Source organism: Yersinia sp. Marseille-Q3913 (assembly GCF_963892745.1).
GTDB classification, from domain to species: Bacteria; Pseudomonadota; Gammaproteobacteria; order Enterobacterales; family Enterobacteriaceae; genus Yersinia; species Yersinia bercovieri.
In genome coordinates this window covers 53349-79177 of the sequence record NZ_CAWQAF010000013.1, presented here as the reverse complement: position 1 = coordinate 79177, position 25829 = coordinate 53349, and the positions used below count along the sequence as shown (strand labels likewise).

Sequence of the window (25829 nt, the reverse complement as noted above, 5' to 3'; positions counted from 1 at the left end):
CATAAAAAACTGCACCTTACTTTGTTGAGTGTCCAACATTTGGGGTGCAGTTCACATATCGGGGGTGGTTTTTTATGTTATCGACCCCACTTATAACTGTGGTTAGGGCGTGAATCCAGATTTATCACAAAAATGAATAAGTATATTCCGACAATTCAAACTGGCTTTCCATTTTAATAAAAACTAACATTCATCTTATTGATATCAATGTCTCAAAAGCGCATACTTATCAAGCTAACTGTTTTTTTTCTTGCGCTTTGCCCCTTCAAACGCCCCAACCGACGAATAGAGATGCAAAGCGACCTGCTTATTTAAAATCAGTCACTTGCTTACTCGGTAGATTATGGCCCCGGCACGACAACTTGTTAATTGGAAGCGAAACCTCCTGGTCACCTGGCTCGGCTGCTTTCTCACCGGCGCGGCCTTTAGCTTGATCATGCCCTTCCTGCCACTCTATGTGGAGGAGTTGGGTGTAAGCGGCCACCAGTCACTGAACATGTGGTCTGGGCTGGTGTTCAGTATCACCTTCCTGTTTTCTGCCATCGCCGCCCCTTTCTGGGGGAGCCTTGCCGATCGCAAAGGCCGTAAAATCATGCTGTTGCGCTCCGCATTGGGCATGGGGATTGTGATGGTCTTGATGGGGATGGCTCAAAATATCTGGCAATTTCTGGCATTGCGCGCACTGCTGGGTTTGCTTGGTGGCTTTATTCCGAATGCCAATGCGCTGATCGCCACTCAAGTCCCGCGCAGCAGAAGCGGCTGGGCATTGGGTACACTCTCCACTGGCGGGGTGAGTGGCGCGTTAATCGGGCCGCTGATTGGTGGGTTATTGGCGGATAACTATGGCTTGCGCCCGGTCTTCTTTATTACCGCAGGGGTGTTATTTGCCTGTTTTGTGTTGACCTGGTTATATGTCAAAGAGCAATTCGCCCCAGTGTTGAAAAAAGATATGCTTAGCGGGCGGCAGGTATTTAACTCGCTGAAAAACCCTAAGTTAATCCTCAGCCTGTTTATCACCACTATGATTATCCAGATAGCCACCGGGTCTATCGCCCCGATCCTGACCCTCTATGTGCGCGAGCTGGCCGGTGACATTCACAATCTGGCCTTCGTCAGTGGCATGATTGCTTCAGTGCCGGGGGTCGCGGCGCTGCTGAGTGCGCCGCGATTAGGCAAGCTGGGGGATAGGATCGGCCCGGAACGTATCCTGATTGCCATGCTGGCACTCTCCATTTTGATACTTATCCCGATGGCATTTGTGCAGACCCCGTTGCAACTGGGCATTCTGCGCTTCTTATTGGGCGCGACGGATGGTGCGCTGCTGCCTGCGGTGCAGACACTGCTGATTTATAACTGCACCAATCAGGTGGCTGGCCGGATTTTCAGCTATAACCAGTCATTTCGTGATGTCGGTAACGTCAGTGGCCCGCTGTTAGGGGCCGCAGTCTCTGCTAGTTACGGCTTTCGCGCTGTATTCTGCGTCACCGCAGCGGTTGTGCTGTTTAATGCCATTTACTCCTACTGGTGTTTACAGCGTCATCCGGCGAAACCCCGCCAGCCGGATGTTCAACAGCCGCAAGATAGCTAAAATTGCGCCAATACCACTCAAATCCGCATAGCCGCGGCACTAAAAACCCCCTTTTCAGCAGATTTTTTCAGCCTCAAACACCCTCTTTGTGATCTCACATAAAAAAGATGAAAAAATAGTCACATTCAGATTTAACTGGTTGATAATTGTTATGAGTGTCGACTTTTCATCTAAAAATACGCTATAACCCAGAGTGAAAACAAAAAAATGACGTTATTACTGCGTTAAATTCTTATGGGAAGACCTTATGCAAACCTCTGTTAAATCTGAAGGTGGCCGCACGTTCTTTGGCCACCCTTATCCGCTGAGCGGACTGTTTCTTTCCGAAATGTGGGAGCGCTTTTCGTTCTACGGCATCCGCCCACTGTTAATTCTGTTTATGGCCGCCACGGTTTTTGATGGCGGTATGGGGCTGCCGCGCGAGCAAGCCTCGGCTATCGTCGGGATCTTTGCCGGTAGTATGTATCTGGCGGCTCTGCCCGGCGGCTGGCTGGCGGATAACTGGCTCGGTCAACAGCGTGCAGTCTGGTATGGCTCGATTCTGATTGCCCTGGGTCATCTGTCGATCGCGCTATCCGCCTTCTTCGGTAATGACCTGTTCTTTATCGGTTTAGTGTTTATCGTGCTCGGCACCGGCCTGTTCAAGACCTGTATTTCGGTGATGGTAGGCACACTGTATAAGCCCGGTGATGCTCGCCGCGACGGTGGTTTTTCACTGTTCTATATGGGCATCAATATGGGGTCATTTATTGCGCCGCTGCTCTCTGGCTGGCTGCTTAAAACCCATGGCTGGCATTGGGGCTTTGGTATTGGCGGGATTGGGATGCTGGTGGCATTACTTATCTTCCGTTACTTCGCCATCCCATCCATGAAACGCTATGATGCCGAAGTCGGTTTAGATTCAAGCTGGAATAGACCCACCAATAAGCGCCAGGGGGTGGGCAAGTGGGTAACGGCTATTCTGCTGTTAGTTGTGGCGATCATTGCCCTGATTTCACAGGGGATTATCCCCATTAATCCAGTGCTGGTTGCCAGCTTGCTGGCCTATGTGATTGCTGCCTCGGTGACACTCTATTTCGTCTATCTGTTCGCCTTCGCCAGGTTGAGCCGCAAAGATCGCGCCCGCCTGCTGGTGTGCTTTATTCTGCTGGTTTCAGCGGCCTTCTTCTGGTCAGCGTTTGAGCAAAAACCGACCTCATTTAACCTGTTCGCCAATGACTATACCAATCGTAATCTGATGGGTTTTGAGATCCCAACGGTGTGGTTCCAGTCCATTAACGCATTGTTTATCATCATCTTAGCCCCGGTGTTCAGTTGGGCATGGCCAGCACTGGCGAAGAAAAAAATTCAGCCAAGCAGCATCACGAAATTCGTTATTGGGATTTTATGTGCCGCCGCCGGCTTCGCGGTGATGATGTACGCGGCGCAGCATGTGCTTAACAGTGGTGGCGAGGGAGTTTCCCCGCTGTGGCTGGTGATGAGTATCCTGTTGCTGACCCTTGGCGAGTTGTGCCTCAGCCCGATTGGCCTGGCGACTATGACCTTACTGGCACCAGACAGAATGCGCGGTCAGGTGATGGGATTGTGGTTCTGCGCCAGCTCACTGGGTAACCTGGCGGCGGGCCTGATTGGCGGTCATGTTAAAGCTGACCAGCTTGATATGCTGCCAACCCTGTTTGCCCGCTGCTCAATTGCGCTGGTTATCTGTGCTGCGGTGCTAATCTTGCTAATCGTACCTATTCGTCGCCTGATGAATAGCACCCAAGGGCAGCAAGCCGCCTGATAATGAGGGTGTTACCTGTATCGATAATAACCCGCCTGATTGGCGGGTTTATCTATGCCGCAATAATCCTTAAAGCGGCCATGCCCGTTGCTGCAATACCACCCGATAACCATCGCTATCTTCGAAAGTTTTACCGCTGACATCCCAATAAGGGTTATAAGACGCCACCGCGCAAAACCCGGCGGTGAGCATTTGCTGGCACTGAACTCCCCACAACAGTACATCTCACTGATGGCATCAAGATTATCAGTGGGCCTGGCGACCCGCATCACTGAGGTTGGCGGCAACACAGGGGAATAAGTATCGGACGAATTAATTGATTCGGATGACATATATCTATTACCTAATAATGGCAGCTAATAACTGGCACCAGACACTACTCATATGGCCCATGCTGGGCATCAATTGGCAGCATAAAAGTATCCACAATCATTGACAGCGGCACGTCAATCACCGTGATGTATTTCCACGCCCCCTCCCGCATATCCCACTGCACGCCGGGATAGTACTGGTGTCCATGGCCCTGCCCCGGCACGATGCGGCTAATGATGCTGCCACACCCTGACAGCAGGATAATCCCCAGCCCCAGTAAGAGCGTGCGGAGGATGATATTGGGGCGTTGTATCAGTCTAACGATGAGATTCACACAATTGCTCTTTTAGATTCACAGAAAAAACGGGCAATACCAATGTATGCCCGTTTTTAGTCCACATGACAATCACTCTGTTGCCGTTACTTCGCGGCGGGGAGTGCCTGCGGATTATGCGCCCGTTGGCGATAATAGCCGCTCCAGACTTGATACTGCTCCGGCTGCTGCCAGATTTTCTGGTGCAGACCTGATATCAATACCGGATCACTGAGCAGCACTAAACACTGATTTTTAGCCAATTTATCCGGCCCGGCAACCAGTGCCTGCGCCACACGCTCGGCGCGAACTTGCTCGATAATCGCACGGCGCTGGTGACGGGCGGTGGCCATGGCACTGGCGAGGGCGTTATAGGATGGGTCCATCACCGCAGCCAGGAAGCCATGACTCAGCGCCCGCTGATGGTTCAGCTTCAGATAGCTCTCCGTCGCCAACAGCTCCTTCGGCGGATGGTACTCTTCCGGGATCAGGAATAATTTCGCGCGCTTACTGGCCAGCCCCAAAGTCCGGCGACTGGAGAGCACCGAAACTACCGGCGAGAGGATCAGCGAGAAGACGATAGGCGATAGCCACCACAGGAAACGCAGATCCAGCCAGGCAACACCGCCGGCCCAAATCAGGCCCAGCAGCAGTTGCGGGCCGTGGCGCACCATCGCTTCACTCCACGGCGTGGCATCATCATCACGCTGCGGCGAGTTCCATTGCACTGACCAGCCGAGGAAGGCGCTGACCACAAATACCGTGTGGAATAGCATCCGCACCGGTGCCAACAACACCGAGAACAGCATCTCCGCCAGCATCGACAGTAACAGCCGGATCGCCCCGCCGTAGGCTATCGCGCCTTTGGCCCAGATCAGAATGATGCTGAGTAATTTTGGCAAAAACAGCAACACCAGGGTGGTGGAGAACAGCCCAATGGCTAACTCTGGTCGCCACTGCGGCCAGACCGGGAACAACTGGCGCGGTTGCAGGAAGTACTGTGGCTCCATCAGGGTATGCACCGCCTGTAGCGCGGTACAGAGCACCAAAAACATAAACCACAGTGGCGCAGAGAGATAGGACATCACCCCGGTGAGGAACACCGCGCGGTGAACCGGATGCATCCCTTTCACCAGGAACAGGCGGAAGTTCATCAGGTTGCCGTGACACCAGCGGCGGTCACGTTTTAGCTCATCCAGCAAGTTAGGCGGCAGCTCTTCATAACTGCCCGGCAGATCATAAGCAATCCACACCCCCCAGCCGGCGCGGCGCATTAATGCGGCTTCCACAAAGTCATGTGACAGGATGGAGCCGGCGAATGAGCCCTCCCCCGGCAGCGGAGCCAAAGCACAGTGTTCGATAAAAGGTTTCACCCTGATAATGGCGTTATGGCCCCAGTAATGGGATTCACCCAACTGCCAGTAGTGCAAACCGGCGGTGAACAGGGGGCCATAGACCCGTGTCGCAAACTGCTGAATGCGCGCGTAGAGGGTATCCATACCGGAAGCTTTCGGCGCAGACTGAATGATGCCGGCATTCGGATTGGCCTCCATCAACCGCACCAGCCCGGTCAAGCACTCACCGCTCATCACGCTATCGGCATCCAGAATCACCATATAGCTGTACTGGCTGCCCCAACGGCGGCAAAAATCATCAATATTGCCGCTTTTGCGTTTCACCCGGCGGCGACGGCGGCGATAGAAGATGCGGCCATGCCCCTCAACATCACGGCACAGCTCCAGCCAGGCTTTCTGCTCCGCGACACAGATATCGGGATCATAACTGTCACTCAGCACATAGATATCGAAGTGCTCAAGCTGACCGGTCGCCGCAACAGACTCGTAAGTGGCACGCAAACCGGCAAACACCCGCGCCACGTCCTCATTACAGATCGGCATAATCAGCGCTGTCCGGTGGGCCGGATTGAGCGCCTCATCCCCTTTGATGGTGGAGGAGATGCTGTATTTGTCTTTGCCAATCAGTAGTTGCAAAAAGCCCATCAGCGCGGTCCAGAAACCCGCCGACACCCAGCAGAACAGAATGGCAAACAGGATCAGGATGCCGGTTTGCAGCAAATAGGGCAGCAGTTGCAACACGGAAACTTGCCAGTTCTGTTGCCAGATCTCGAAAGGATCGAGCAGTGCCCAGCCCTGATAAGGCAGGATGGTCTTCATATAGCTGGTAGCAATGGCAGTTTGCAGCACAATCAATATCAGTAATATGTAGCGGCGCAGAGAGCCGACACTGCGCCATTTTTTCTCCGCAGCGGCCTGTTCATCTGTTTGCGCACGTGACACCGGATTGCGGCCCAGCATTGAATCCCAAACACGCCCGACCGGGTTGGTCCGCCAGGCTTGCGGAGCCATGCTGGTGCGCTTGATGGGTGGCGTGGCATGGATAACCGTGCGCCCTTCACTGTCTTGCCCCAGCACATTATCGCCCTTTACGGCCTCCGGCCATGCGGCTTGCAGGCGGGCATTGACTGACGCCAATGCACCCTCCTCTGCACTAAAAGTGGTACTTTCAGCGGTGTTGACCGCCAATTGCTGATGCAAACGCAACATGGCATCAGGCGTGCTATCGAGTAGCACATCTGTAGGGAGAGCATCGCGTAGTGCCTCTTGTTGCTGCGCCGTCAGGGGCAACTCCGCGATGTAATCCTGAACAGGAGATTGAGTTGACTTATTCATTGGCAGGTAGCTGATAGCTCCAGGTTTCAGTCAGAGTTTTATCACCATTAGCCAGCGCCGCGCGCATCTCTATTGGCTTTTTAGCGTCCTTAACTTTCAGTCGCAGTGTCAAACGCCAGCCCTTGGTGACCGGGTTGTAGCGCACACTGTTTTCGATCAGTTCACCATTATCATCAATGCTGACTTGCGAAGCCAACGGCGTACTCTCATCCAGCGCTTTCAGCGACGGGCCGACAAAATCAACCAGGAACGCCACACTGCCATCGGGTTGACGAATCAAATTCGACTGTTTCACATCACCCGTTGAGCGCAGAGTCTGTTTAACGTAGCCCACATCAGCTGAATGTAACTTGTCCTCATCGCGGGTAAAGTGCAGACGATAGTTCAGATCGAGTGATTTTTTCGCATCCGGCAACAGATCAGGTGACCAGAACGCCACGATATTATCGTTGGTTTCATCGGCGGTTGGGATCTCCACCAGCTCGATTTTACCTTTGCCCCAATCGCCACGAGGTTCAACCCAGGCACTTGGACGCAGATCGTAGCGGTCATCTAAATCCTCATATTGTGAGAATTCGCGGCCACGTTGCAGCAGACCAAACCCTTTCGGATTTTCAATCGTATAGGTGCTGACCGACAGGTGTTTTGGATTATTCAGTGGCCGCCAAATCCATTCACCATTACCTGCATGAATAGAAAGACCGTTGGAATCATGCAATGCCGGACGATAGTTCAACACCGCCGACGGCTGGCTTGGGCCAAACAGGAACATGCTGGTTAATGGTGCAATGCCCAATTTCTCCACTTTATCGCGCAGGAAGACTTTGGCCTGCACATCAATAGTGGTATCGCGACCCGGATAGATAACAAACTTATAAGCGCCAGTGGCACGCGGGGAGTCTAGCAACGCATAGATAACCAGATGTTTATCATTGGGTTTTGGTCGCTCAATCCAGAACTCACGAAAACGCGGGAACTCCTCACCGGAAGCCAGGGCCGTATCAATCGCCAACCCGCGCGCAGAAAGACCATAAACCTGGCCTTTACCAATCACGCGAAAATAGCTGGCACCGAGCATACTGACGATTTCATCTTTTTTATCCGCTTTATTAATCGGATAAAGGACTTTGAAACCGGCAAAGCCGAGATTTTTGACTGAATCAGGATCGTGCTTCACCGAACCAAAGTTGAAATAATCGGGGCTGTAATTGATAGGTTTAACACTGCTCGCGGTGACTTCATTAATCTGCACCGGCGTGTCGAAATACATGCCCTGATGATAAAACTCTAACTTGAATGGCGTATCCAGTTTGCTCCAATAGGACTTATCGTGGTTAAACTGAATCTGCTGATAGTCGGCAAATTTCATTTCGCGAAATTGCGATGGAAGGTTACTTTTCGGTGCTTCAAAGCTTTTACCCGCCAGTACCTGTGCCTGTTTAGCCACATCATCTAGCGAAAAAGCCATGGCCGGAGAGGTCAATAGTGACAGCAAGAGAGTGATCCCCAACCATCCGGCACTGTTTGGCCGTGACCCCTTTGACATTTTATTCACGTTTGAAAAAATATTAACTCGCACATCTCCCCCTAAATCATAACAGCCAAATTATTGACGATTCATCCAACAGACCAGGCAGATAAGCTCAGGTAACAGTGATGCCCGGAGTTATACTGCCAGCTTATTGTGCAAACCAGTGGCTAAGCCACGAGCCATGCTAAAATACGCGATGGAAAATTATTAACCCTTATAGTAGTGTTTCTCGCCGTACTGATCCATTAATAACGTATAACGTTATCAGTGATAGGCTTACTATAAAAATACGCTGGTCAAAAACCGATACGTTATTCTATTTCCGATAACAATTTGCGAATAAGTATGAAAAAAAACACTAACCAGCGGGAGTACTTTCTAGACGCTATTCGCGCCTATTTGATGTTGCTCGGCATTCCTTTTCATCTTTCTCTTATATACTCCAGTCATCATTGGGCGGTGAACAGCAGCCATCCCTCACTGGTATTTACTCTGCTAAATGACTTCATTCACGCCTTTCGTATGCAGGTGTTTTTTGTTATTTCCGGTTATTTTTCATTCATGTTATATCAGCGCTATGAGTGCCACCACTGGCTACAGGTCCGCCTTGAGCGGGTGGTTATCCCTTTACTGGCGGCCATGGTGCTAATTACGCTGCCACAATTTTTCCTTCTCAAAAATTACACCAGCAAATTACAAGATTGGAATTTATTTACAATTTATCAAAAAATAAATATTGCTATTTGGGAGCTGGTTTCGCACTTATGGTTTTTGTTAACACTCGCTTTACTGACAACTATCTGTTTTTATCTGTTTAAAAGAATAAAGAATAACCTACCAACAGTTCCAATATTGATAAAGAGGATGAATAACATAGGAAAAATCTCACTATATGTATTTCTATTTGTATTAGTTTATTCTGTAATACGTAGAGTAATATATCTCCTTAACCCTGAAATACTCTTTAATAGCGTCCTCAATTTCGCCGTTATGGAGACACTGTTTTATCTTCCCTTCTTTCTTCTTGGTGCCTACAGCTTTATCTATGCGCCACTCAAACAAGTTTTTCTTCGGTTTTCACCTGCTGCGTTGCTGGCCTCATTAATGCTATTCGTTGCTTATTTTGTGAACCAACATGCTAATAGTGCTGAATTTTTTGTCTTTGAATTGGACCTTATCATCAAGGCATTGATGGGGGTGACCATGACCAATGTGATCTACTCCCTCGGCTATAAGCTATTAAATTCCCCCTCCCCTCACATCACCTATCTGGTGAACGCATCACTCTTCATTTATCTGGTACATCATCCATTGACCTTGATTTATGGCGCATTTTTTACGCCACAAATTGGCAATAACGGCTTCGGATTTATCTTAGGCATAGTATTTGTTTGCCTGATTTCATTTTCACTGTATGAGGTTCATCGCCGCATTCCTGTGCTTAAATTCTTGTTTTCTGGCAGAAAGCCGCAGCAAAAGGCGTAATCAAATTATTATTCAAACGAATAAGGTTATTGCTAAGCGATATTAATATCCGAATATCGCTGGTGTGATAAACCCGCTACACTGATCAACCATCATGTAGATGCGGGATGGCTAATGCCTCACTGTGCGCTCTGCTTTCAGAGCAAGTATCCTGTAGATTCCTTATCAGGATTTGTTTCACTTGCAGTGACAACAAAAAGAGGAATTGTGATGAATAAGCAAGAATCTATTGAGAGTAATCCCAACTCAGATACGCCAGCAGTTGCCGAGTTTGCGACCCTGTTCGCCCTGGTGAGTCGCCTTAGCGGCGCACTGGACAGTGCAATCACGGGGAAAGATCGCAGTGTTTTGGTCAATGAGCTTTCACAACTTTCTGTCGATAGTCTGTCTGAGCCAGAAAAAACGCTGACCACTGAGGCGCTGAAAAGGGTACTGGCAACACTCAAACGCGACTAGTTTTATCATCCAACGCTCACCCTTGATTCCCCGTCGGGCGATTAAAGGTGAGCGACCCTTAATCCCCCCCTCTGTATGCGCCCTATCTTTCGATCCCCAAACTATTATGTGACCGCCAACACCGCTGCGGCGTCATGGCAGCAAAACATCCCCAAAGTCATTGGCGTTGCAGCAAGGCGGCAAACGAATAAGTCCCGATGAACTTACTCAGGTAAGTGATTCGGGTGCATGAGGGCAGCCAACACCGCTGCGGCGTCAAGGCCGCAGGGGAATGCGATTTAACATATTGAATTAGGTCATATCTTCCCATCGAAACCGAAAAATCTGTGTATAATAATTTTTCATTAACATTCACTCGCCACCCATTCGTTTGCGTATTACATCAGGAGAACTCCCACTTTGGACGCCATCACTATTAATAGCCTCTTTTTGATCGGCGCAGTGCTGGTGGGAGCCAGTATTTTACTCAGCTCATTCTCATCCCGATTAGGTATCCCCATTCTGGTTATCTTTTTAGCTATCGGGATGTTGGCTGGCACCGACGGGATTGGTGGTATTGCCTTTGATAACTACCCCGCAGCCTATCTGGTCAGTAACCTGGCATTAGCCGTGATCCTGCTGGATGGCGGTATGCGCACCCGTGCATCATCCTTCCGCGTCGCCCTCTGGCCGGCTCTCTCTCTCGCCACTGTCGGCGTGATAATTACCGCCGGGCTAACCGGTTTGGCTGCCGCCTGGTTATTCGATTTGGATATCATTCAAGGGTTATTAATCGGCGCGATTATCGGTTCGACTGATGCGGCGGCGGTTTTCTCACTGTTAGGCGGCAAAGGACTCAACGAGCGTGTCAGTGCCACACTCGAGATTGAATCCGGCAGCAATGACCCGATGGCGGTATTTTTGACCGTCACCTTGATTGCGATGATTTCAGCGGGCGAGAGCAGCCTGAGCTGGATGTTCCTGGTGCACTTGATTCAGCAGTTTGGTCTGGGAATTATGATCGGGCTGGGGGGCGGCGGGTTACTGCTGCTGCTCATCAACCGCATCGAGCTGGCGAATGGCCTGTATCCATTACTGGCAGTCAGTGGCGGGATTTTAGTCTTCTCACTCGCCACCGCGATGAACGGAAGCGGTATCCTGGCAGTCTATCTCTGCGGCCTGTTACTTGGTAACCGCCCCATCCGCAACCGCGCGGGCATATTGCAAACTTTCGATGGGCTGGCATGGCTCAGTCAAATTGGTATGTTCCTGGTATTGGGCTTGTTGCTCAACCCGAGCGAGCTGTTGCCGATTGCCATTCCGGCCTTGATCCTCTCATTGTGGATGATTCTGTTTGCCCGTCCGCTCTCCGTGTTTGTCGGCTTGTTGCCCTTCCCGAGCTTTAATTTGCGTGAGCGGATCTTTATTTCATGGGTGGGTTTACGCGGTGCCGTACCAGTTATTCTGGCGGTATTCCCGATGATGGCGGGTATCCCCAATGCGAATTTATTCTTCAATGTTGCCTTTTTTGTGGTGCTGGTATCACTCCTATTGCAAGGCACCAGTCTCTCATTTGCCGCACGCAAAACAAAATTGGTGGTGCCACCCGCGCTGGCACCAGTGGCGCGTATTGGCTTAGACATTGATAAGAATAATCAGTGGGAACAGTTTATTTACCAGCTCAGTTGCGACAAATGGTGTATCGGTGCCGCCTTGCGCGATTTAGAAATGCCTCATGGAACGCGGATCGCAGCCCTGTTCCGCGGCAAAGACCTATTGCACCCCACCGGCAGTACCCGCCTAAAAGAGGGCGACATCCTCTGTGTCATTGGTCAGGAGCATCACTTGCCCGCACTGGGAAAACTCTTTAGCCAGTCCCCAAGTATCCAGCTAGATGAGCGTTTCTTCGGTGATTTTATTCTGGATGCCGATGCAAAACTCGACGATATTTCGCAGATCTATGGCCTCAATCTGGAACCGGGTATCGACAAGCAACAAACGCTAGGTCAATTCGTCCTATATCTGTTTGGTGGCGAACCGGTTATCGGCGATCAGATTGAGTGGGATGGCCTGACGTGGACTATTGCCGAAATGGAATCTGATCGCGTCGTCCGAGTTGGGGTGAAAATCGTTACCGATAAAGCCTGATTATTATTGCTGTCTGCCGGGCCATGCTAACCGAAATTATCTTCATAAAATTCCGGTTAGCACTCACCTCCATCGTAATAGCCGCTAGACTCTGCTCTGCTTAATTCTATTTACCAAAACGATCCCCACACAGACCAAGACCAGCGCAATGGCATACTTCCATTCTAAAATACTTTCATTGAGGAAGATGGCGGAGAGAACAGCGCCAGATACCGGGATGAGGAAATTAAATGGGGCCACCATCCCCACCCGATTATATTTCAGTAATAAGCTCCACAACGCAAACGCGGCTGACGACAACAGCACCAGATACCCCAGTAATAGCAAAGCGCGCCAGCCAAAATCTGCCAGATTACCGCCAAACAGATAGCCCCCGACCGTCAGCACCAGGCCGCCGATAGCCAGCTGATAGCCCGTCATTATCGTGGTATCCATGGTCTGCGAAATACGCTTCCCGTAAATACTGGCAGCGGAAAGAATGAAAGCAGCCAGCACCACCGATCCCTCACCGATCAGTGAAAAATGAAAATCCATTAAATCTGAACCAAAATTTACCACCATCACGCCAGCAAAACCCAAGGCGCAGCCAATAATTTTATTGAAAGTTAAGCGGTCATTTTGATAAATGTAATGTGCTAACAGCACACTGAAAAATGTCCCGGTCGCATTCATGATGGAGCCTTTTACCCCAGTGGTATAGGCCAGGCCAATATAGAAAAAAAGATACTGTAGTGTGGTCTGTGTTAACCCCAGAATGGCTATCTGCTTATATTGACTCTTCTGGAGGCGGCCAATCGCCTTACCGCTGGCCATCGCCACCATCAGCAATACCAATCCTGCCAAGAGAAAGCGGTAACCGGCAAACACCATCTTGCTCGGAATATCATCAGGCGCAATATGAAACAGCACATAGCCATTTTTTATCGCGGGATACGCACTCCCCCAAAGGAGGCAACAGAAGGTCGCAACAAGGAAAACAAATTTTTTATTGGTAAAAAGCGGAGAACTGCGGTCCACGCGAACATCCTTTTCGAACAAAAAAAAATGGAATAATGTTTCGTTATAACTATTCCCTGCCAAAAAGTCTTGCCTGATGTCACTTTTCGCTTAAAAACAGCTCGATTGCCCTGAGGTTTCGCACTAATAGAACATACTGACCGAAAATGAATTGTATGCAGCCTCCTGATTGGTAGAATTATTGTACCGTGAATATGACATTAATTGGTTATTCATACAGTAGCTAATCTCGTTCAATGTTTGCACTGACCAACAAAGATCGTGTACGATGCTGGTTTAATTAAATAACTTTGGTTTTCATTATGTTAAAACTATTTAACGTAAACTTTAACAGTATGCCTGAAAGAAAGTTAGACGAGATCTTCACACTGAGAAAAATAACTTTCAAAGATCGGTTAGATTGGAAAGTAACCTGTATTGATGGCAGAGAAAGTGATCAATATGATGATGAGAATACCAATTATATATTAGGCACAATAGAGGATACGATTGTATGTAGTGTCCGATTTATTGAAATGAAATACCCGACGATGATTACGGGGCCATTCTCACCTTACTTTAACGATGTTGACTTGCCTATTGATGGTTTTATCGAGTCCAGTCGTTTTTTTGTTGAAAAAGCATTAGTCCGAGATATGGTCGGTAATGACAGTTCACTTAGCACGATACTGTTTCTGGCGATGGTTAATTATGCCAGAAGTCGTGGATATAAAGGTATATTGACCGTTGTCAGCCGAGGCATGTATATCTTGCTGAAGCGTTCTGGATGGAATATTACTGTTTTAAACCAAGGTGAATCAGAGAAGAGCGAAATTATTTACCTTTTAAGCTTGGGTGTTGATATTGATAGCCAACAAAAACTCATAAATAAAATATCCAGAAAACATCAAGTTGAGCCTGATATCCTAAAAACCTGGCCATTAGCTGTGCCTGATATCATTAAATAGGCTTGATTAACTTCAACTCGATGCCAAGTCTGATTGCATGCTTGGCATTCAAAACACCTAGTTTTCTAACTACATTGCCGATATGGAATTTAACCGTACTTCTTTTTATTCCCAGAATGATAGCGATTTCTGAATAGGTTTTACCGACACTAGCCCAATATAAAATCTCGTTTTCTCGTGGGGAGAATATCTCCCTTTCACCAACGATCTTTCCTAATTCTTTGTTTTCATTATTGTTTTTTTGATACAGCCCCAGCATTTTATCATGGGTCAAAATCAGCAGCATTTGGATTTTTTCTTTATTTATTTCGATGCTTTCATCAAAATAAATACTATCATCATTTCCATTGGAAATATTCAGTGTTGCCATATTATGGTTATTATCATGCAAAACAAATGTATAACCATTAATAATATTATACTCTCTCGCCAAATTAAATACGGCTGAGTCAGTTGATTTTTTATTGATAACTGAATTGTCGTCCCAGGCAAAGGGGGCAACTTTATCTTTTGCCGTCAAAATAACAGGATCAATAAGATGATAACTATTCTTCTTATATTTCTTTATCCAATCCAATGGATAGTTAGAAATAATAGCTGGATGCAATGGTGTTTTCTTATTCATGACCAGATAAGAGTAACGAAGGTCGCCATAAGCTTTTATTCTTCTTTGAATATAGTTCTTTATATCTTCATTAATGCTTTCATTATCAAAATAATCAATTATCATAACAACCCAGATTCACTATATACATTGCGCAACAATACAATTTTATCACATTGTTTTCAATAGAAATCAGTGTATAAATAGAGTTGCAGATATTCCTCAAATGGGGCGAGTCAGCCTGATAAAAATAAAAAACCTAGACCAAAGGATAGCTTTGCAAGCTAGACCTTAGGTTAGCTATTATTATACCTCCATGTTAATTAAACTGTTTTTGCTTTAAACAATTAGCTTTGAATATAATTGAACTAATATCTTAGCGCACAGATGCCAAGAAAGTTAGTCTGAAAAGAATATAATTTCGCCAATACCAGGGGACTTTTTAAGTCCAGTAGTATCGTTTTACCCCGCCATCTGGATGTCTTTACATTCAGATGGCTGTAATGCTTAACCTTCGCTAAACCTCCCCATAATAGAGTGGCAATAGCTTACTTATTACCCCTATTTCGCAAAATGCCCTGCCACATGTGTGCAAACATAATGTTGCGGCATGATGTGCTAAAGATCACATTTCCTCTGTATCGCTTAAAAATCAAACAAATAACACACTCTCCTAGCTGATACTCACCTATTACAATGGATAAATTCTCTTTTTACGTATATAAACATTAAACTTATTTATGTAATTTTGATAAACTTGACTTAAGTCATGTCCGTAACCGAAATTAATCGTATGATAAATCAACGGTTATAATGTTTCCCTGGTGTTGGCCGAATTGGCATCCCTTACCAAATGAGATTGGTAAGGGTTTTTTTTGCCTATTATTCAGGCTGGGTGCCAGTTTTAAGAGGCCTGTTGCATCATCCGAGCTAATGTTAGCGCTTGAATAATCACCGCACGATCGACCTCAGGATTATCGCTATCCAACAGCCGCTGCCAAATAGCGATGGCGTCAGAATAATGTGCATGACTATATTTATCAGAGGCTTGCAACATTAACGCCGTGTATTGCAGTGGATCTTTCGCCAATGACTGCTGCAACCAATAAGCCACATCATCGGTCATGTTTTTATCCGATTGGTAATACAATATGGTGGCGCGAGCCGCATCCAGCGCGGCATTAGCCCCCTGTAGACGCTCCGCCTGTTGCAAGGCTATCAGCGCATCATCAAACTCATTACGATATAAATAGTGTTGAGCCAAACTAAACCAGCCAACACCATTATCAGGGGATTGGCGGATGCGCTGTTGTAAGCGATATAAGGTGGGGTCACTGCTCTGCTTATCCAGCATATTATTTAATCGTCTGGCCTCTTGCTGTCGCAGCGCCTCCTGCTGCACCAAGGTATAGCCGCTCAGCTGTTGATACCCCAAAAGAGTCAGGGTCAGCACCACCAGTGTAAAACCCACGGGCCAGCGCCAACTGATGCGGCCATATTGCGCGAACCATGGCCCCCATATCCCGATGAGGATCAGCAGCAGCAGTGCCGCCAGTCCGATTGCCAGCACCATCAGCGCTCCCCTCTTGTCGGTGAGGCGGCCCGCTGGCGAATTTTGAATATCAACCCGCCCAACAAGCTTATCAGTAGCACTCCAGGCCCAAACCAGAGCAGCAGTGTGGTACTGCGCAGCGGCGGCTGATAGAGAATAAAATCCCCATAGCGCTCGGTCATTGATCTCATTATCTGCTGCGAGCTATGCCCGGCTTCGACCTGGCGGTAGACCTCTAACCGCAACTGTTGCGCAATGGGCGATGTCGACTCCAATAGGTTCTGATTTTGACACTGTGGGCAACGCAGTTCTTTTGCCAGTACCAATGCCTGCTGCTGACGTTGCGGCGAACTAAAGGTGTAGGTGTCGACCAAATCGGCTAACACCCAAGGCGAGATGAGCAGTGATAGCATCAGCAAAATGATTTTCATAATGCCCCCGTGTTTGCCCATTGTGCCAATAGCGGCATAAATTGTTGCTGCCATACTGTTGGCGTCATCTCTCCCGCATAGCGCTGACGAATTACCCCATTGGCATCAATTAGCCAGGTTTCAGGTGTCCCATAGACCCCCATCGCCAGTGCTAAGGTGCCCTGCGGGTCATACAGACTCTTTTGGTAAGGGTTGCCATAGCGCTGGAGGGTATTCAATGCCGACTGGCGCTCATCGCGGTAATTCAGCCCATAGAACTGCACCCCTGGTAAGCGACTGGCTATCAGCCCTAGCACCGCCATCTCCCGCTTGCAGCTGGCGCACCAACTGGCCCAGACATTAATCACCGTGACCTTGCCCAGCAGTTGATCCCGCGTGATGAGCTGTGCGGGCTGCTGCAATTCAGAGAGTGAAAACGCAGGAAAGGGCAGATCTTTTGCCGCCAATTCAATGCGATGGGGATCGCGCTTTAAGCCACTATGAAGCAGCACACCCAAGAGTAAAGCCAGCAAGGGAACCATCAGCCAGGGCCAACGCTGTCTCATTCATCCTCCGCCGTGTCATTAAAATGCTGAATTCGGTGCCTGAGTGCCAGTAATCCGCCCAATACCATCATCAGCGCGCCGCCCCAGATCCAGCTCACCAGCGGCTTATGATACAAGCGCACGCTGTACTCGCCCCCACCCAAGTTATCCCCCAGCACCGCATAAAAATCGGCCAAGGGGCCGCTGGCGATGGCCGGTTCAATCATCAAAACCTCACGCACGGTATAGCGCCGCCGTTCTGGTAATAGTGTGGTTATCGGTTGCCCCTGTTGGCTAACCATGATGTGCGCCCGTTCGCTGGTGTAGTTCGGGCCAACCCGCAGCTCGGTTTGATGATAAGTAAACTGATAGCCCGCCAACGTCATCTGCTGGCCGGGAGACATTCTGCTGCCCAGCTCCACCGAGTGATACGACGCAAACAGCATACCCAGTAAGCTGACGGCAACACCGCCATGTAGCAGCCAGGATCGCCAATGTATTTTTGGCGCAAACAAGGGGGCCAGCAAGGCCCAGAGGGCAAGAGTGACACCCGGCACCATCCCTGCTTGCCACGGTGATGCGCCCAGCCCGGCCGTGAGTAATGCCGCTGAGATGGCGAGTGAGGCGGGGAGTGCCAGCCGCCAGAGCGAAACTTTGGCGCTTCGCTGCCACTGGGCAAAGGGCATTAATCCCATCAGCAACAGCAATAACAGCACAAATGGGGTGAGCGTCTGATTAAAATAGGGTGCGCCAACAGAGAGAGATCCCAAATCTAACGCGCTGAAAATCAAGGGGTATAGGGTGCCAATGAGAACCGTCACTGCCGCGACACTCAACAGCACCAATGCCGCCAGCAGCATTGTTTCCCGCGAGAAAAGAGTGAAATCAGCAACACCGCTGCTCCCCCTCACCCGCAGCGCAAACAGCGTCAGTGAGGCTAAAGTCACGACGCCAAACAGCAGCAGTAGAGCTTCGCCACGGGCGGTATCCACGGCAAAAGCGTGTACCGAGGTCAACACGCCGGAGCGCACGATAAAGGTGCCGAGCAAGCAAAGTTGGAAGGTGACCAGCGCCAGCAGGATGCCCCAGTGAGGGTATAAGCCACGCCGCTGGCTGATAGCCAGCACATGCAGTAGCGCGGTTGCAGTGAGCCAGGGCAGCAATGACGCATTCTCCACCGGATCCCAGAACCACCAGCCGCCCCAGCCCAATTCACTGTATGCCCACCAGGCACCCAGCAAGATGCCCATGGTCAGTAAGCTCCAGGCAGCCAACACCCACGGGCGGCTGTAGCACGCCATAGATTGACCACCTTGCCCCTCCAGCAGCGCCGCGACGGCAAAAGCAAAACTGATGGCAAAACCGCTATAGCCAAGATATAGCAGCGGAGGATGGAAGATCAGTGCCAAGTCTTGCAGCATCGGATTTAAATCACGCCCCTGTGCCAGGGTGGGGAATACGTGCTCAAAAGGATTGGAGAAAAAGAGGATAAATAGACTCAAAATCACCAGTAGCCAGCCCATCACACCAAGCGCTCGGGCAAAAAAACGCAGCGGAAAATAGCGGCGGAAAAAGGTCAGCACGGCACTCCAGACACTCAATGCAAAGAGCAGGAACAGCATCGAGCCTTCATGCCCACCCCAGATGGCCGCCATCTTGTAAAACAGCGGAAGCTGAGTGTTTGCGTGCTGCGCCACATAAAGCAGCGAGAAATCGTCAGTAACGAAACAGCCGCCCAGTAAAAACAGCGCCAGCGAAATAAAGAGTGTCACACCATAACTGAGCGACGGCAGCCAATAGAGCAGTGGCAACCGCCGCCCGTGTAGCGCAATAAAAGGCACACAGCCGAGCAATGGCGCCAGTGACGCCGCCGCCAGCAGTGACAACAGCCCTAATTCACCAATCATATCCGCTCGCCCATCACACCACCGTCATCTGTCCGGCATAAAGAATGAAAAAACGTAAAACGAAGACGCCAAACAAGCTCAGGCCCGATACCGTGAGCAAAAAAGAGAGCCGGTGGCGTATGTTATGGCTGCAATAGCGGTTTAAGATCAGTGGCAGCACCATGCCGCAACCAATAACCCAGAACCAGAACATCGATGCCCAGAAGCCGCCGCCTAATGCGACCGACACCGCCACCTCTTTCTGACCGCCGCCAAACCATAGCCCGGTAAAGAACGCCAGCAGCAGAAAAAGCTCCAGCCAGACCACCGGTTTTTCCAGCCGATGGAGATACGCCAGTGCCGGGCTATCTACCGGCTCGTTAAAAAATGTCACCGCACACAGCACCATTGCCGCGATCCCTGACGAGACGCCAGAGAACAGGAATAGCACTGGTAACACGGGGTTATTCAGCAGCGGATAACTCTTCAGCGCGGATAACAGAAAACCGGTATAGGCCCCCAAAGCCACTGCCAGCAACAGCATAAAAGGCTCAATTTTGCGCTCAATTGGCGCTATTTTGTTGAGTACCGTGCCAATCCAGCTCAGTTTTGGATAGGGCTGTAGCCGGGCGGTTAGCCAGTGGCGGAATATCACCGCCAGCCAGAGCAACAGCACCACCATGTAGAGCTGAAAGAGCATCACCCCCAATGACATCACGGAACTGGTGCTGTAAAAAAACATCAGTTTCCAGAAGGTCCATGGCCGCGTGAGGTGCAGGATCAAGATAAGTAAGCCGCAGATAACCGCCAGTGGCGCGATAATTGCCGTGGATTTGAGCAGCCCGCTCTGCGCCGCATCCTCCCCCAACACTCGCCGCTTAACCAGCAGGCTCACCACCACCATCCCCGCAGAGACGCCAATCAAAAACAGATAGATGGCTATCGGCCAGTCCCACACTAACGATTCAAAGTGAAACGGCGTATTCGATTTAGGGCTCATCCGGTAATCTCCCCATACTGAAATGGCACACGGTACAGCTTCGGCTGTGTCCCCAGATGTAACTTGGCGCGATACACCGTGCGCTGATGCAATAGCTTCACCAGTTCACTGTTGGCATCGTCCAGATTGCCAAACACCAGTGCTTTGGTGGGGCATGACAGCACACAGGCCGGTTGCTTCCCCTGCTTTAGATTGGTCTTGCGGCAAAAATCGCACTTGTCAGCGGTTTTTGTGACCGGATGAATAAAGCGCACCCGGTAGGGGCACGCGGCGATGCAGTACTGGCAGCCGACACAGAGGTCAGGATTGACATCGACAATGCCGGTCGCCTTATCACGATAGGATGCACCGGTCGGGCAAACATCCACGCAAGGTGCTTTGTCACAATGTTGGCAGGAGTGACGATAGAACTGATATTTCACTGCCGGAAACTCCCCGATGGGCTGGCTGCGAATGATAGTGAGCCGCGAAACCCCTGCCGGGACCTGATTCACTTCACGGCAAGCATCGATACAGGCAGTGCAGCCGATGCAGCGAGTCTCATCATGCAGCATCCCGTAGCGAACGCCGTTGATAGTGCCGCTAAGTGCCAGCGAACGTCCGGTGGAGCCGGTGATGAAAATCAGCGCCCCCATACTGACAAGAAAGTGACGACGGTTAGTCTTCATGGCGTCTCCTTCGGGATCAGCTCCTGCTGGCGGCGGTGGCAATCAACACAGATTTTGACCCGCCCTTTATCATCCAGACCCTGCATCGGATCAGTTTTAGGGTGCAACTGATGACAGCTGACACAAGAGAGCTTCAACATATGCACATCATGCGGCCAGAAAGTTTCGCGTAATTTTTCCGGCTGATGACAACTCATACAGAGACTATTTTGTTGCGCGACGCTGTACATCGCCTTATCGGCATTCAGCATCTCACTGTTGAAACGCATCACATCTTTAACGCCGTTACGGTGCAGTAGCGACGCCTTGCCGTGACAGTTAGTACAAGTGACCGCCAATTGGGTATTCGGATTAACTGCACCCGCATGTTTGCCGTGCAACTCATCTTTTTGCTCTTTATGGCATTGGACGCAAGCTGCATCCGGATCCCGCTGCGGCTCCACCACATGACGCGAGGCAGCTGTTTTCGGCGTCGCGGTCTGTGTCGTGGCGTGAGTGGGCAGCGTGCACAGGGTCAATACGGCCAGCAGCGCTGCTGAACAGAATGAACGTAAAACGCGCATAGTGATTCCACCTTTGCTATGGCCCCAAACTGGGGTCAGTTGGTCCCTGGAAGAGAGCCGGTGAGCGGGTTTCGCCCACCGGAACGCCGCTTACTGGCTCAAACGGCCCGCTTTTCTGGCTTGATCATCCCAGGCTGGCACCACTTGTTGCAGAAACTCCTGCTTCTCCCGGTTCAGCTTATCCATATCCATCCCCAGTGCTTTTTGCGCATTGAGTTTGGTCGAGATATCCGGCAGCACAATTTCGTGGCTAATCCCTTTGGTCGCCAGCAGACGCGCCAGCTTAGTGCGGGCATCGGCGGCTTTATTCAACGCGCCACCCAGCACTTTCAGGCCAATATCCGGGGCATGCATATGAATGCCGTGGGAGGCGATGGCATAATCCCAACGCCACTGGGCATGACGGATATCTTGCAAAATAGGCTTCATCTCTTGCTCAGTCGCCCCCGCATCCCACGCGGCTTTCGCCTCGTAATGGGCATGAACCAGCTGCTTCTCAACATTCAGCTTCAGCTCCTGAATGCTGGCTTTGCGTTCAGCGACAATATCTTGCAAGGTTTTTTTGTCTTGGGTATGGCAGTTAACGCAGGTGCTTTCAAAGCTATCGAAGGGATTGCGGATCTGATGATCGGTGTAGACTTTGCCCGCCGCATTTTGGATTTTCGGCATGTGACAATCGATACAGCTGACATTATTCTTGCCATGGATCCCCGCACGCCAGGTTTCATACTCAGGATGCTGCGCTTTGAGCATTGGGGTTTTCGACAGCGGATGAACCCAATCAGAGAAAGCAATTTCATCATAATATTTCTCCATTGACTCCACATCGGTGCCTTGATCCCATGGCAGTTTTACCGTTTTATCTTTACCCGCGAAGTGATACTCAACGTGGCATTGACTGCACACCATGGATTGTTGATCCAGACGGCTGGCGTGCGCGAACGGCTTATTGATGGATTGCAGCGCGCGTTCAGTATAGGGGCGAGAGAGCACCAATGCGGGTTTGCCAGCGGCAAAATCGGCCGAGGCGGTATCATGGCAATCGGCACAACCCAACTGATTGACCACTTCCGGCCCGCCTCTGGCCCATGTTCCCTTGAAGTAGCCCTCTTCGCCCTGCTCATTGATCAAGCGGGCGACATCCGGACTCTTACAACTCCAACAAGCCATGGGTAATGGGCCATCTTCTGCGGTTTTCGGCGCGGCGGTGCGCAATGTTTCCCGCACATCGGTCACGGCATAATAGTGCCCACGGGGTTTGTTATAATCTTTCGCGAAGGGATAGCCCGCCCAGAGAATGACCAAATTGGGGTCATCCGCCAGTACATCTTCACGCGGCCCACTCTCTTTGGTTTTTAGCCATGAGGTGAACTGATCAACATGCTGCTCGGCGAATTTATCGTTGCGGGCCTCAATCGGCGACGTGGGGGCAGCCGACAGAGAGAACACGCCCCCTATTGCCAAAAAAGCCAATATCCCTACCGACATCTGTCTTATCAATTTGCTCACAATATGTACTCCAGTGTGTTTTCCCATCCCGGGCGATATCACTGCCCGCACCAGATAGTTATTTTTATTTTTAACCCCGCACAGGATGAAAAATGCTCAGCCAAGAGATAGTCAATGGCCGATATCACCCACTGGGGTAAGGCGATATTAAGGAGGTTTTGCGGCAAATTATTTGTAGTAGTGAGAATGCTTGTTTTAGATCAAACAATTTTTGTATGGGTATTCACTTTTATGAAGCAGCTCAAATAAAAAGTGCCTATCGAGCATTTTTTACATAAAAGTCAATGAAATACCTCTTTATAGGTAGGCCGGGTAATATTGGTCATCGTGGGGGTGATAGTGAATGGTGTTGATCGATTTAATGAGGTTATTGACAAAGTGTCTGTTGCGGAGAGTGCAGGTAGATCGTAAAGACGCCGTCTGCCCTTTGAAAAAAAAGCCTCCCTGGCGCGGACGCTTTACTCTTCCACCCGTCCTCTCCGTTCCAAATCGAGTCATCGGGATTTATCAGTAGTCTGATTTAATACGATTAATTAACAAAATAGATACGCTTTTCTGCATTAATACTCACAACAAATGATGTGAGGCAAATATCGTAACATATTGCTTTTGCTTAATTATTAATGTTTCCCCCTCTCCTGCCGATACCCTGTGCTCGGATAGTCGACGTGAATTTAACGCGACAGGGCCGAAGGTATTTCTGATGACTTTGAAATGTTGTTGCCTTTGGAAACTCACAGGAAAAGGATTATGTGGTTTTACAGATTTAAGCACGCTTTTATTGCGCTGTTGCTCCCATGGATACTGGCTGTAACTATCCAGCTCGCAGGACGAGTTTATCTGCTAACAGATTATGGTGACCCCCAGTCACTGGCCGGCTTATCAACTGACGTACAGCGTATGTTTTTCATCGGCGGGCTGTTTGATGTGCGTATCGCCAGCTTGATGTTTGTTCCCTGCTTATTAATTGCGGGTCTGCTGGCGCTCAATAAAACCAGCTTTCACCTCTGGCAGCGTTTTTGGCCCTGGTTTGCCACCCTGCTTGGCACTCTCGTCACCATACTCACCGTGGGAAACATTTTCTATTACGCGACCTATCAGCGACCGATTGATATTTTTATTTTCGGGCTGGCGGAAGATGATACTGTCGCGGTGCTAAAAACCCTGTGGAGTGACTATCCGGTTATTCGCAGCGTAATTTACCTAACGCTGTTTGTGGTCGCAATTTTGTGGATTTGTCGCCGCTGGCAGCAAAAAATTAGCAGTTGGCCGGAACAACGCAGTTGTATCGCCGTGGCCGCCATTTCAACGCTGATTATTCTGGCCGTCAGTTTTATCGGCACCCGCGGCTCTCTGGGGACCTTCCCGCTTCGACAGTCAGATGCCCAGGTTTCAGATGTTAACTTATTGAATATGCTGACGCCGAGTGGCCCAATGGCCCTGACCTGGGCGGTTAAAGCCCATCGTGAATATAGCAACTTCCCTCCAGCCAGCAGCCAGCAGGGGGAAGAGCTGCTTAGTCAGTTTTTAGCTCAGCCAACCGAGGCGAGTTTCAAGCCATTTATGGCGAAAACGCTCCCTAACCCTATCGCGAAAAAATCCCCACCTAACGTTGTTTTCGCCGTTATGGAGAGTATGGGGTATCACCTTGAAGAGTATGACCGCCCGGATCGTGACCTATTCGGCGCACTCAAACAGCACTGGCAAACTGACTGGCGCTTTAGTCGTTTTATCTCCGAAGGGAATGGCACTATTGATAGCCTAAGCCGCTTCTTTGTCCGCAGCCCAAACAGTAACATTAGCCAGTCTTGCGCTCAACATACTGATTTTTCTAGTAATATGTTTAAGCCTTTTCTGGCTAACGGCTATAAAATCATTTTCGTCACTTCAGGTAACGGCTCCTGGCGCAATCTGAATCAGTTCCTGCCTCACTTAGGCGTCAGTGAATTTGTTGAACAAAACGGTTTGAAAAAACGCTATCCGGAAGCCGAAGCCAGCACCTGGGGTGTACCTGATGAATTTATGTTCCGCTACATCGAAGAGCGTTTAGCCCAAGCCGACAAAGTGGGTGAGCACGTTCTGATCATGTCAATGTCGACCACCCATCATCCGCCATTCAAAGCGCCTAACAGTTATGCGAAGACCGATATCAAATTGTCTGATGCGGAAAAACTGCGGCTGAGCAATCTGGCTAGCGGTAAGCAGTTGGATGAGGTATTCCATACCCTGCGTTACACCAATGATCAGCTAGGGCAATTTATTAGTTGGGTAAAAAAGCAGCCATTAGGTGAACACACGATTATTGCCGCGACCGGTGACCATAATATCCGTGGTATCAGCTATCCTGACAGCAGAGAGCTGGCCCTTAGCCGCGCAGTTCCGCTCTATCTTTATGTCCCTCAGGGCTATCGTCAGAACCGCCATTTTGATGCATCCCGCGTGGGCAGCCATAAAGATATCTGGCCGACCTTGTATCAACTCAGCCTGTCAGAAGCTCCCTATTACCGGACCGGTTGCGACTTACTGTCTGAAAAGCCGGATGCGCTCTGGTGTCAGGGTTACAACCCTGAACTGTTGATCACTGAGCAAGGGAGTTTCACTTTAGCGGGCAAAGGAGAGTTCCATCCCTGGGCTGATAAACAGGGGCTATTACTGGGTGCCGCTCAGCCAATGGACGATGAACAGGAAAAAACCTTTAATCGGTGGCAAGCATTTACGCCACTGCTGTCATGGCAATTAAACAAACAGGTTCAGGAGCTGAAATAGCTGAAATAGCTGAAATAGCTGAAATAGAAAATAGAAAGCAGCTGTGAGGGTGGCAATAATGTTTACATCTGCATTAT

At 49.7% G+C, this 25829-nt stretch carries 21 protein-coding genes; 7 read left to right on the top strand and 14 right to left on the bottom strand.

What is annotated here, in order from left to right; all coding sequences use genetic code 11:
- Positions 1-343 precede the first annotated feature (343 nt).
- Entirely contained in the window at positions 344-1588 is a 1245-nt protein-coding gene (mdtG, locus tag AACW11_RS07660; protein WP_212586341.1) for a multidrug efflux MFS transporter MdtG, read from the top strand.
- Positions 1589-1835: 247 nt separating this feature from the next.
- The gene (locus AACW11_RS07655) at positions 1836-3371 is read left to right on the top strand and encodes a peptide MFS transporter (RefSeq protein WP_212586340.1); all 1536 of its coding nucleotides are present in this window, start codon (positions 1836-1838) and stop codon (positions 3369-3371) included.
- A 69-nt stretch (positions 3372-3440) separates the two neighbouring features.
- Here the strand turns inward: AACW11_RS07655 and AACW11_RS20820 are convergent, their stop codons facing one another.
- From AACW11_RS20820 to AACW11_RS07635, 4 genes are all read right to left on the bottom strand, one after another.
- On the bottom strand, positions 3441-3539 hold the full coding sequence (locus AACW11_RS20820; protein WP_445285805.1) for a hypothetical protein: 99 nt from the start codon (positions 3537-3539) through the stop codon (positions 3441-3443).
- A gap of 208 nt (positions 3540-3747) precedes the next feature.
- Complete coding sequence (locus tag AACW11_RS07645; protein WP_390898809.1) at positions 3748-4017, bottom strand: YceK/YidQ family lipoprotein; 270 nt, start codon at positions 4015-4017, stop codon at positions 3748-3750.
- Between the two features lie 86 nt (positions 4018-4103).
- The gene (gene mdoH / locus AACW11_RS07640) at positions 4104-6686 is read right to left on the bottom strand and encodes a glucans biosynthesis glucosyltransferase MdoH (RefSeq protein WP_212586339.1); all 2583 of its coding nucleotides are present in this window, start codon (positions 6684-6686) and stop codon (positions 4104-4106) included.
- Positions 6679-8232, bottom strand: a complete 1554-nt coding sequence (locus AACW11_RS07635) for a glucan biosynthesis protein G (protein ID WP_212586338.1) — start codon at positions 8230-8232, stop codon at positions 6679-6681. The genes mdoH and AACW11_RS07635 overlap by 8 nt, the downstream gene beginning before the upstream one ends.
- A gap of 330 nt (positions 8233-8562) precedes the next feature.
- On the opposite strand from AACW11_RS07635, the gene mdoC reads away from it, so the two are divergent.
- From mdoC to AACW11_RS07620, 3 genes are all read left to right on the top strand, one after another.
- Positions 8563-9702, top strand: a complete 1140-nt coding sequence (gene mdoC, locus AACW11_RS07630) for a glucans biosynthesis protein MdoC (protein WP_212586337.1) — start codon at positions 8563-8565, stop codon at positions 9700-9702.
- Between the two features lie 210 nt (positions 9703-9912).
- The gene (locus AACW11_RS07625; protein ID WP_212586336.1) at positions 9913-10158 is read left to right on the top strand and encodes a hypothetical protein; all 246 of its coding nucleotides are present in this window, start codon (positions 9913-9915) and stop codon (positions 10156-10158) included.
- A gap of 399 nt (positions 10159-10557) precedes the next feature.
- Positions 10558-12285: a potassium/proton antiporter gene (locus AACW11_RS07620; protein WP_212586335.1), complete on the top strand. Its 1728-nt coding sequence runs from the start codon at positions 10558-10560 to the stop codon at positions 12283-12285.
- 84 nt (positions 12286-12369) lie between these two features.
- On the opposite strand, the gene AACW11_RS07615 is transcribed toward AACW11_RS07620, so the two are convergent.
- Positions 12370-13302 (bottom strand): DMT family transporter, encoded by a 933-nt coding sequence (locus tag AACW11_RS07615; protein ID WP_212586334.1) that lies wholly within the window; start codon positions 13300-13302, stop codon positions 12370-12372.
- Between the two features lie 302 nt (positions 13303-13604).
- On the opposite strand from AACW11_RS07615, the gene AACW11_RS07610 reads away from it, so the two are divergent.
- On the top strand, positions 13605-14249 hold the full coding sequence (locus AACW11_RS07610; protein ID WP_212586333.1) for an acyl-homoserine-lactone synthase: 645 nt from the start codon (positions 13605-13607) through the stop codon (positions 14247-14249).
- On the opposite strand, the gene AACW11_RS07605 is transcribed toward AACW11_RS07610, so the two are convergent.
- The 9 genes from AACW11_RS07605 to nrfA all read right to left on the bottom strand — a co-directional run bounded on the left by AACW11_RS07605 (position 14242) and on the right by nrfA (position 22965).
- Positions 14242-14979 (bottom strand): helix-turn-helix transcriptional regulator, encoded by a 738-nt coding sequence (locus AACW11_RS07605; protein WP_212586332.1) that lies wholly within the window; start codon positions 14977-14979, stop codon positions 14242-14244. The genes AACW11_RS07610 and AACW11_RS07605 overlap by 8 nt on opposite strands.
- A 778-nt stretch (positions 14980-15757) precedes the next feature.
- Positions 15758-16426, bottom strand: a complete 669-nt coding sequence (locus tag AACW11_RS07600; protein WP_212586331.1) for a TPR domain-containing protein — start codon at positions 16424-16426, stop codon at positions 15758-15760.
- Positions 16426-16836 carry a heme lyase NrfEFG subunit NrfF gene (gene nrfF / locus AACW11_RS07595; RefSeq protein ID WP_212586330.1) on the bottom strand — a complete coding sequence of 137 codons (411 nt, stop codon included), beginning with the start codon at positions 16834-16836 and terminating at the stop codon, positions 16426-16428. The genes AACW11_RS07600 and nrfF overlap by 1 nt, the downstream gene beginning before the upstream one ends.
- Positions 16833-17381 (bottom strand): DsbE family thiol:disulfide interchange protein, encoded by a 549-nt coding sequence (locus tag AACW11_RS07590; protein WP_212586329.1) that lies wholly within the window; start codon positions 17379-17381, stop codon positions 16833-16835. The genes nrfF and AACW11_RS07590 overlap by 4 nt, the downstream gene beginning before the upstream one ends.
- Positions 17378-19267: a heme lyase CcmF/NrfE family subunit gene (locus tag AACW11_RS07585; RefSeq protein WP_212586328.1), complete on the bottom strand. Its 1890-nt coding sequence runs from the start codon at positions 19265-19267 to the stop codon at positions 17378-17380. Before AACW11_RS07585 ends, AACW11_RS07590 begins: the two co-directional genes overlap by 4 nt.
- 13 nt (positions 19268-19280) lie before the next feature.
- On the bottom strand, positions 19281-20246 hold the full coding sequence (gene nrfD / locus AACW11_RS07580; protein WP_212586327.1) for a cytochrome c nitrite reductase subunit NrfD: 966 nt from the start codon (positions 20244-20246) through the stop codon (positions 19281-19283).
- Positions 20243-20914 carry a cytochrome c nitrite reductase Fe-S protein gene (gene nrfC, locus AACW11_RS07575; RefSeq protein ID WP_212586326.1) on the bottom strand — a complete coding sequence of 224 codons (672 nt, stop codon included), beginning with the start codon at positions 20912-20914 and terminating at the stop codon, positions 20243-20245. The genes nrfD and nrfC overlap by 4 nt, the downstream gene beginning before the upstream one ends.
- Positions 20911-21477 carry a cytochrome c nitrite reductase pentaheme subunit gene (gene nrfB / locus AACW11_RS07570; protein ID WP_212586325.1) on the bottom strand — a complete coding sequence of 189 codons (567 nt, stop codon included), beginning with the start codon at positions 21475-21477 and terminating at the stop codon, positions 20911-20913. Before nrfB ends, nrfC begins: the two co-directional genes overlap by 4 nt.
- A 90-nt stretch (positions 21478-21567) precedes the next feature.
- Entirely contained in the window at positions 21568-22965 is a 1398-nt protein-coding gene (gene nrfA / locus AACW11_RS07565; RefSeq protein ID WP_212586343.1) for an ammonia-forming nitrite reductase cytochrome c552 subunit, read from the bottom strand.
- A gap of 771 nt (positions 22966-23736) precedes the next feature.
- Here nrfA and AACW11_RS07560 point away from each other — a divergent pair.
- A complete protein-coding gene (locus tag AACW11_RS07560) occupies positions 23737-25752 on the top strand; it encodes an LTA synthase family protein (protein ID WP_212586324.1) in 2016 nt (671 codons plus the stop codon).
- The last annotated feature ends 77 nt before the right edge of the window (positions 25753-25829 follow it).

Coding starts and splice junctions, on each gene's coding strand:
- mdtG (WP_212586341.1), top strand. CDS start 344: ATGGCCCCGGCACGACAACTTGTTAATTGGAAGCGAAACCTCCTGGTC.
- AACW11_RS07655 (WP_212586340.1), top strand. CDS start 1,836: ATGCAAACCTCTGTTAAATCTGAAGGTGGCCGCACGTTCTTTGGCCAC.
- mdoH (WP_212586339.1), bottom strand. CDS start 6,686: ATGAATAAGTCAACTCAATCTCCTGTTCAGGATTACATCGCGGAGTTG.
- AACW11_RS07635 (WP_212586338.1), bottom strand. CDS start 8,232: ATGTCAAAGGGGTCACGGCCAAACAGTGCCGGATGGTTGGGGATCACT.
- mdoC (WP_212586337.1), top strand. CDS start 8,563: ATGAAAAAAAACACTAACCAGCGGGAGTACTTTCTAGACGCTATTCGC.
- AACW11_RS07625 (WP_212586336.1), top strand. CDS start 9,913: ATGAATAAGCAAGAATCTATTGAGAGTAATCCCAACTCAGATACGCCA.
- AACW11_RS07610 (WP_212586333.1), top strand. CDS start 13,605: ATGTTAAAACTATTTAACGTAAACTTTAACAGTATGCCTGAAAGAAAG.
- AACW11_RS07605 (WP_212586332.1), bottom strand. CDS start 14,979: ATGATAATTGATTATTTTGATAATGAAAGCATTAATGAAGATATAAAG.
- AACW11_RS07600 (WP_212586331.1), bottom strand. CDS start 16,426: ATGGTGCTGGCAATCGGACTGGCGGCACTGCTGCTGCTGATCCTCATC.
- nrfF (WP_212586330.1), bottom strand. CDS start 16,836: ATGAAAATCATTTTGCTGATGCTATCACTGCTCATCTCGCCTTGGGTG.
- AACW11_RS07590 (WP_212586329.1), bottom strand. CDS start 17,381: ATGAGACAGCGTTGGCCCTGGCTGATGGTTCCCTTGCTGGCTTTACTC.
- AACW11_RS07585 (WP_212586328.1), bottom strand. CDS start 19,267: ATGATTGGTGAATTAGGGCTGTTGTCACTGCTGGCGGCGGCGTCACTG.
- nrfD (WP_212586327.1), bottom strand. CDS start 20,246: ATGAGCCCTAAATCGAATACGCCGTTTCACTTTGAATCGTTAGTGTGG.
- nrfC (WP_212586326.1), bottom strand. CDS start 20,914: ATGAAGACTAACCGTCGTCACTTTCTTGTCAGTATGGGGGCGCTGATT.
- nrfB (WP_212586325.1), bottom strand. CDS start 21,477: ATGCGCGTTTTACGTTCATTCTGTTCAGCAGCGCTGCTGGCCGTATTG.
- nrfA (WP_212586343.1), bottom strand. CDS start 22,965: ATGTCGGTAGGGATATTGGCTTTTTTGGCAATAGGGGGCGTGTTCTCT.
- AACW11_RS07560 (WP_212586324.1), top strand. CDS start 23,737: ATGTGGTTTTACAGATTTAAGCACGCTTTTATTGCGCTGTTGCTCCCA.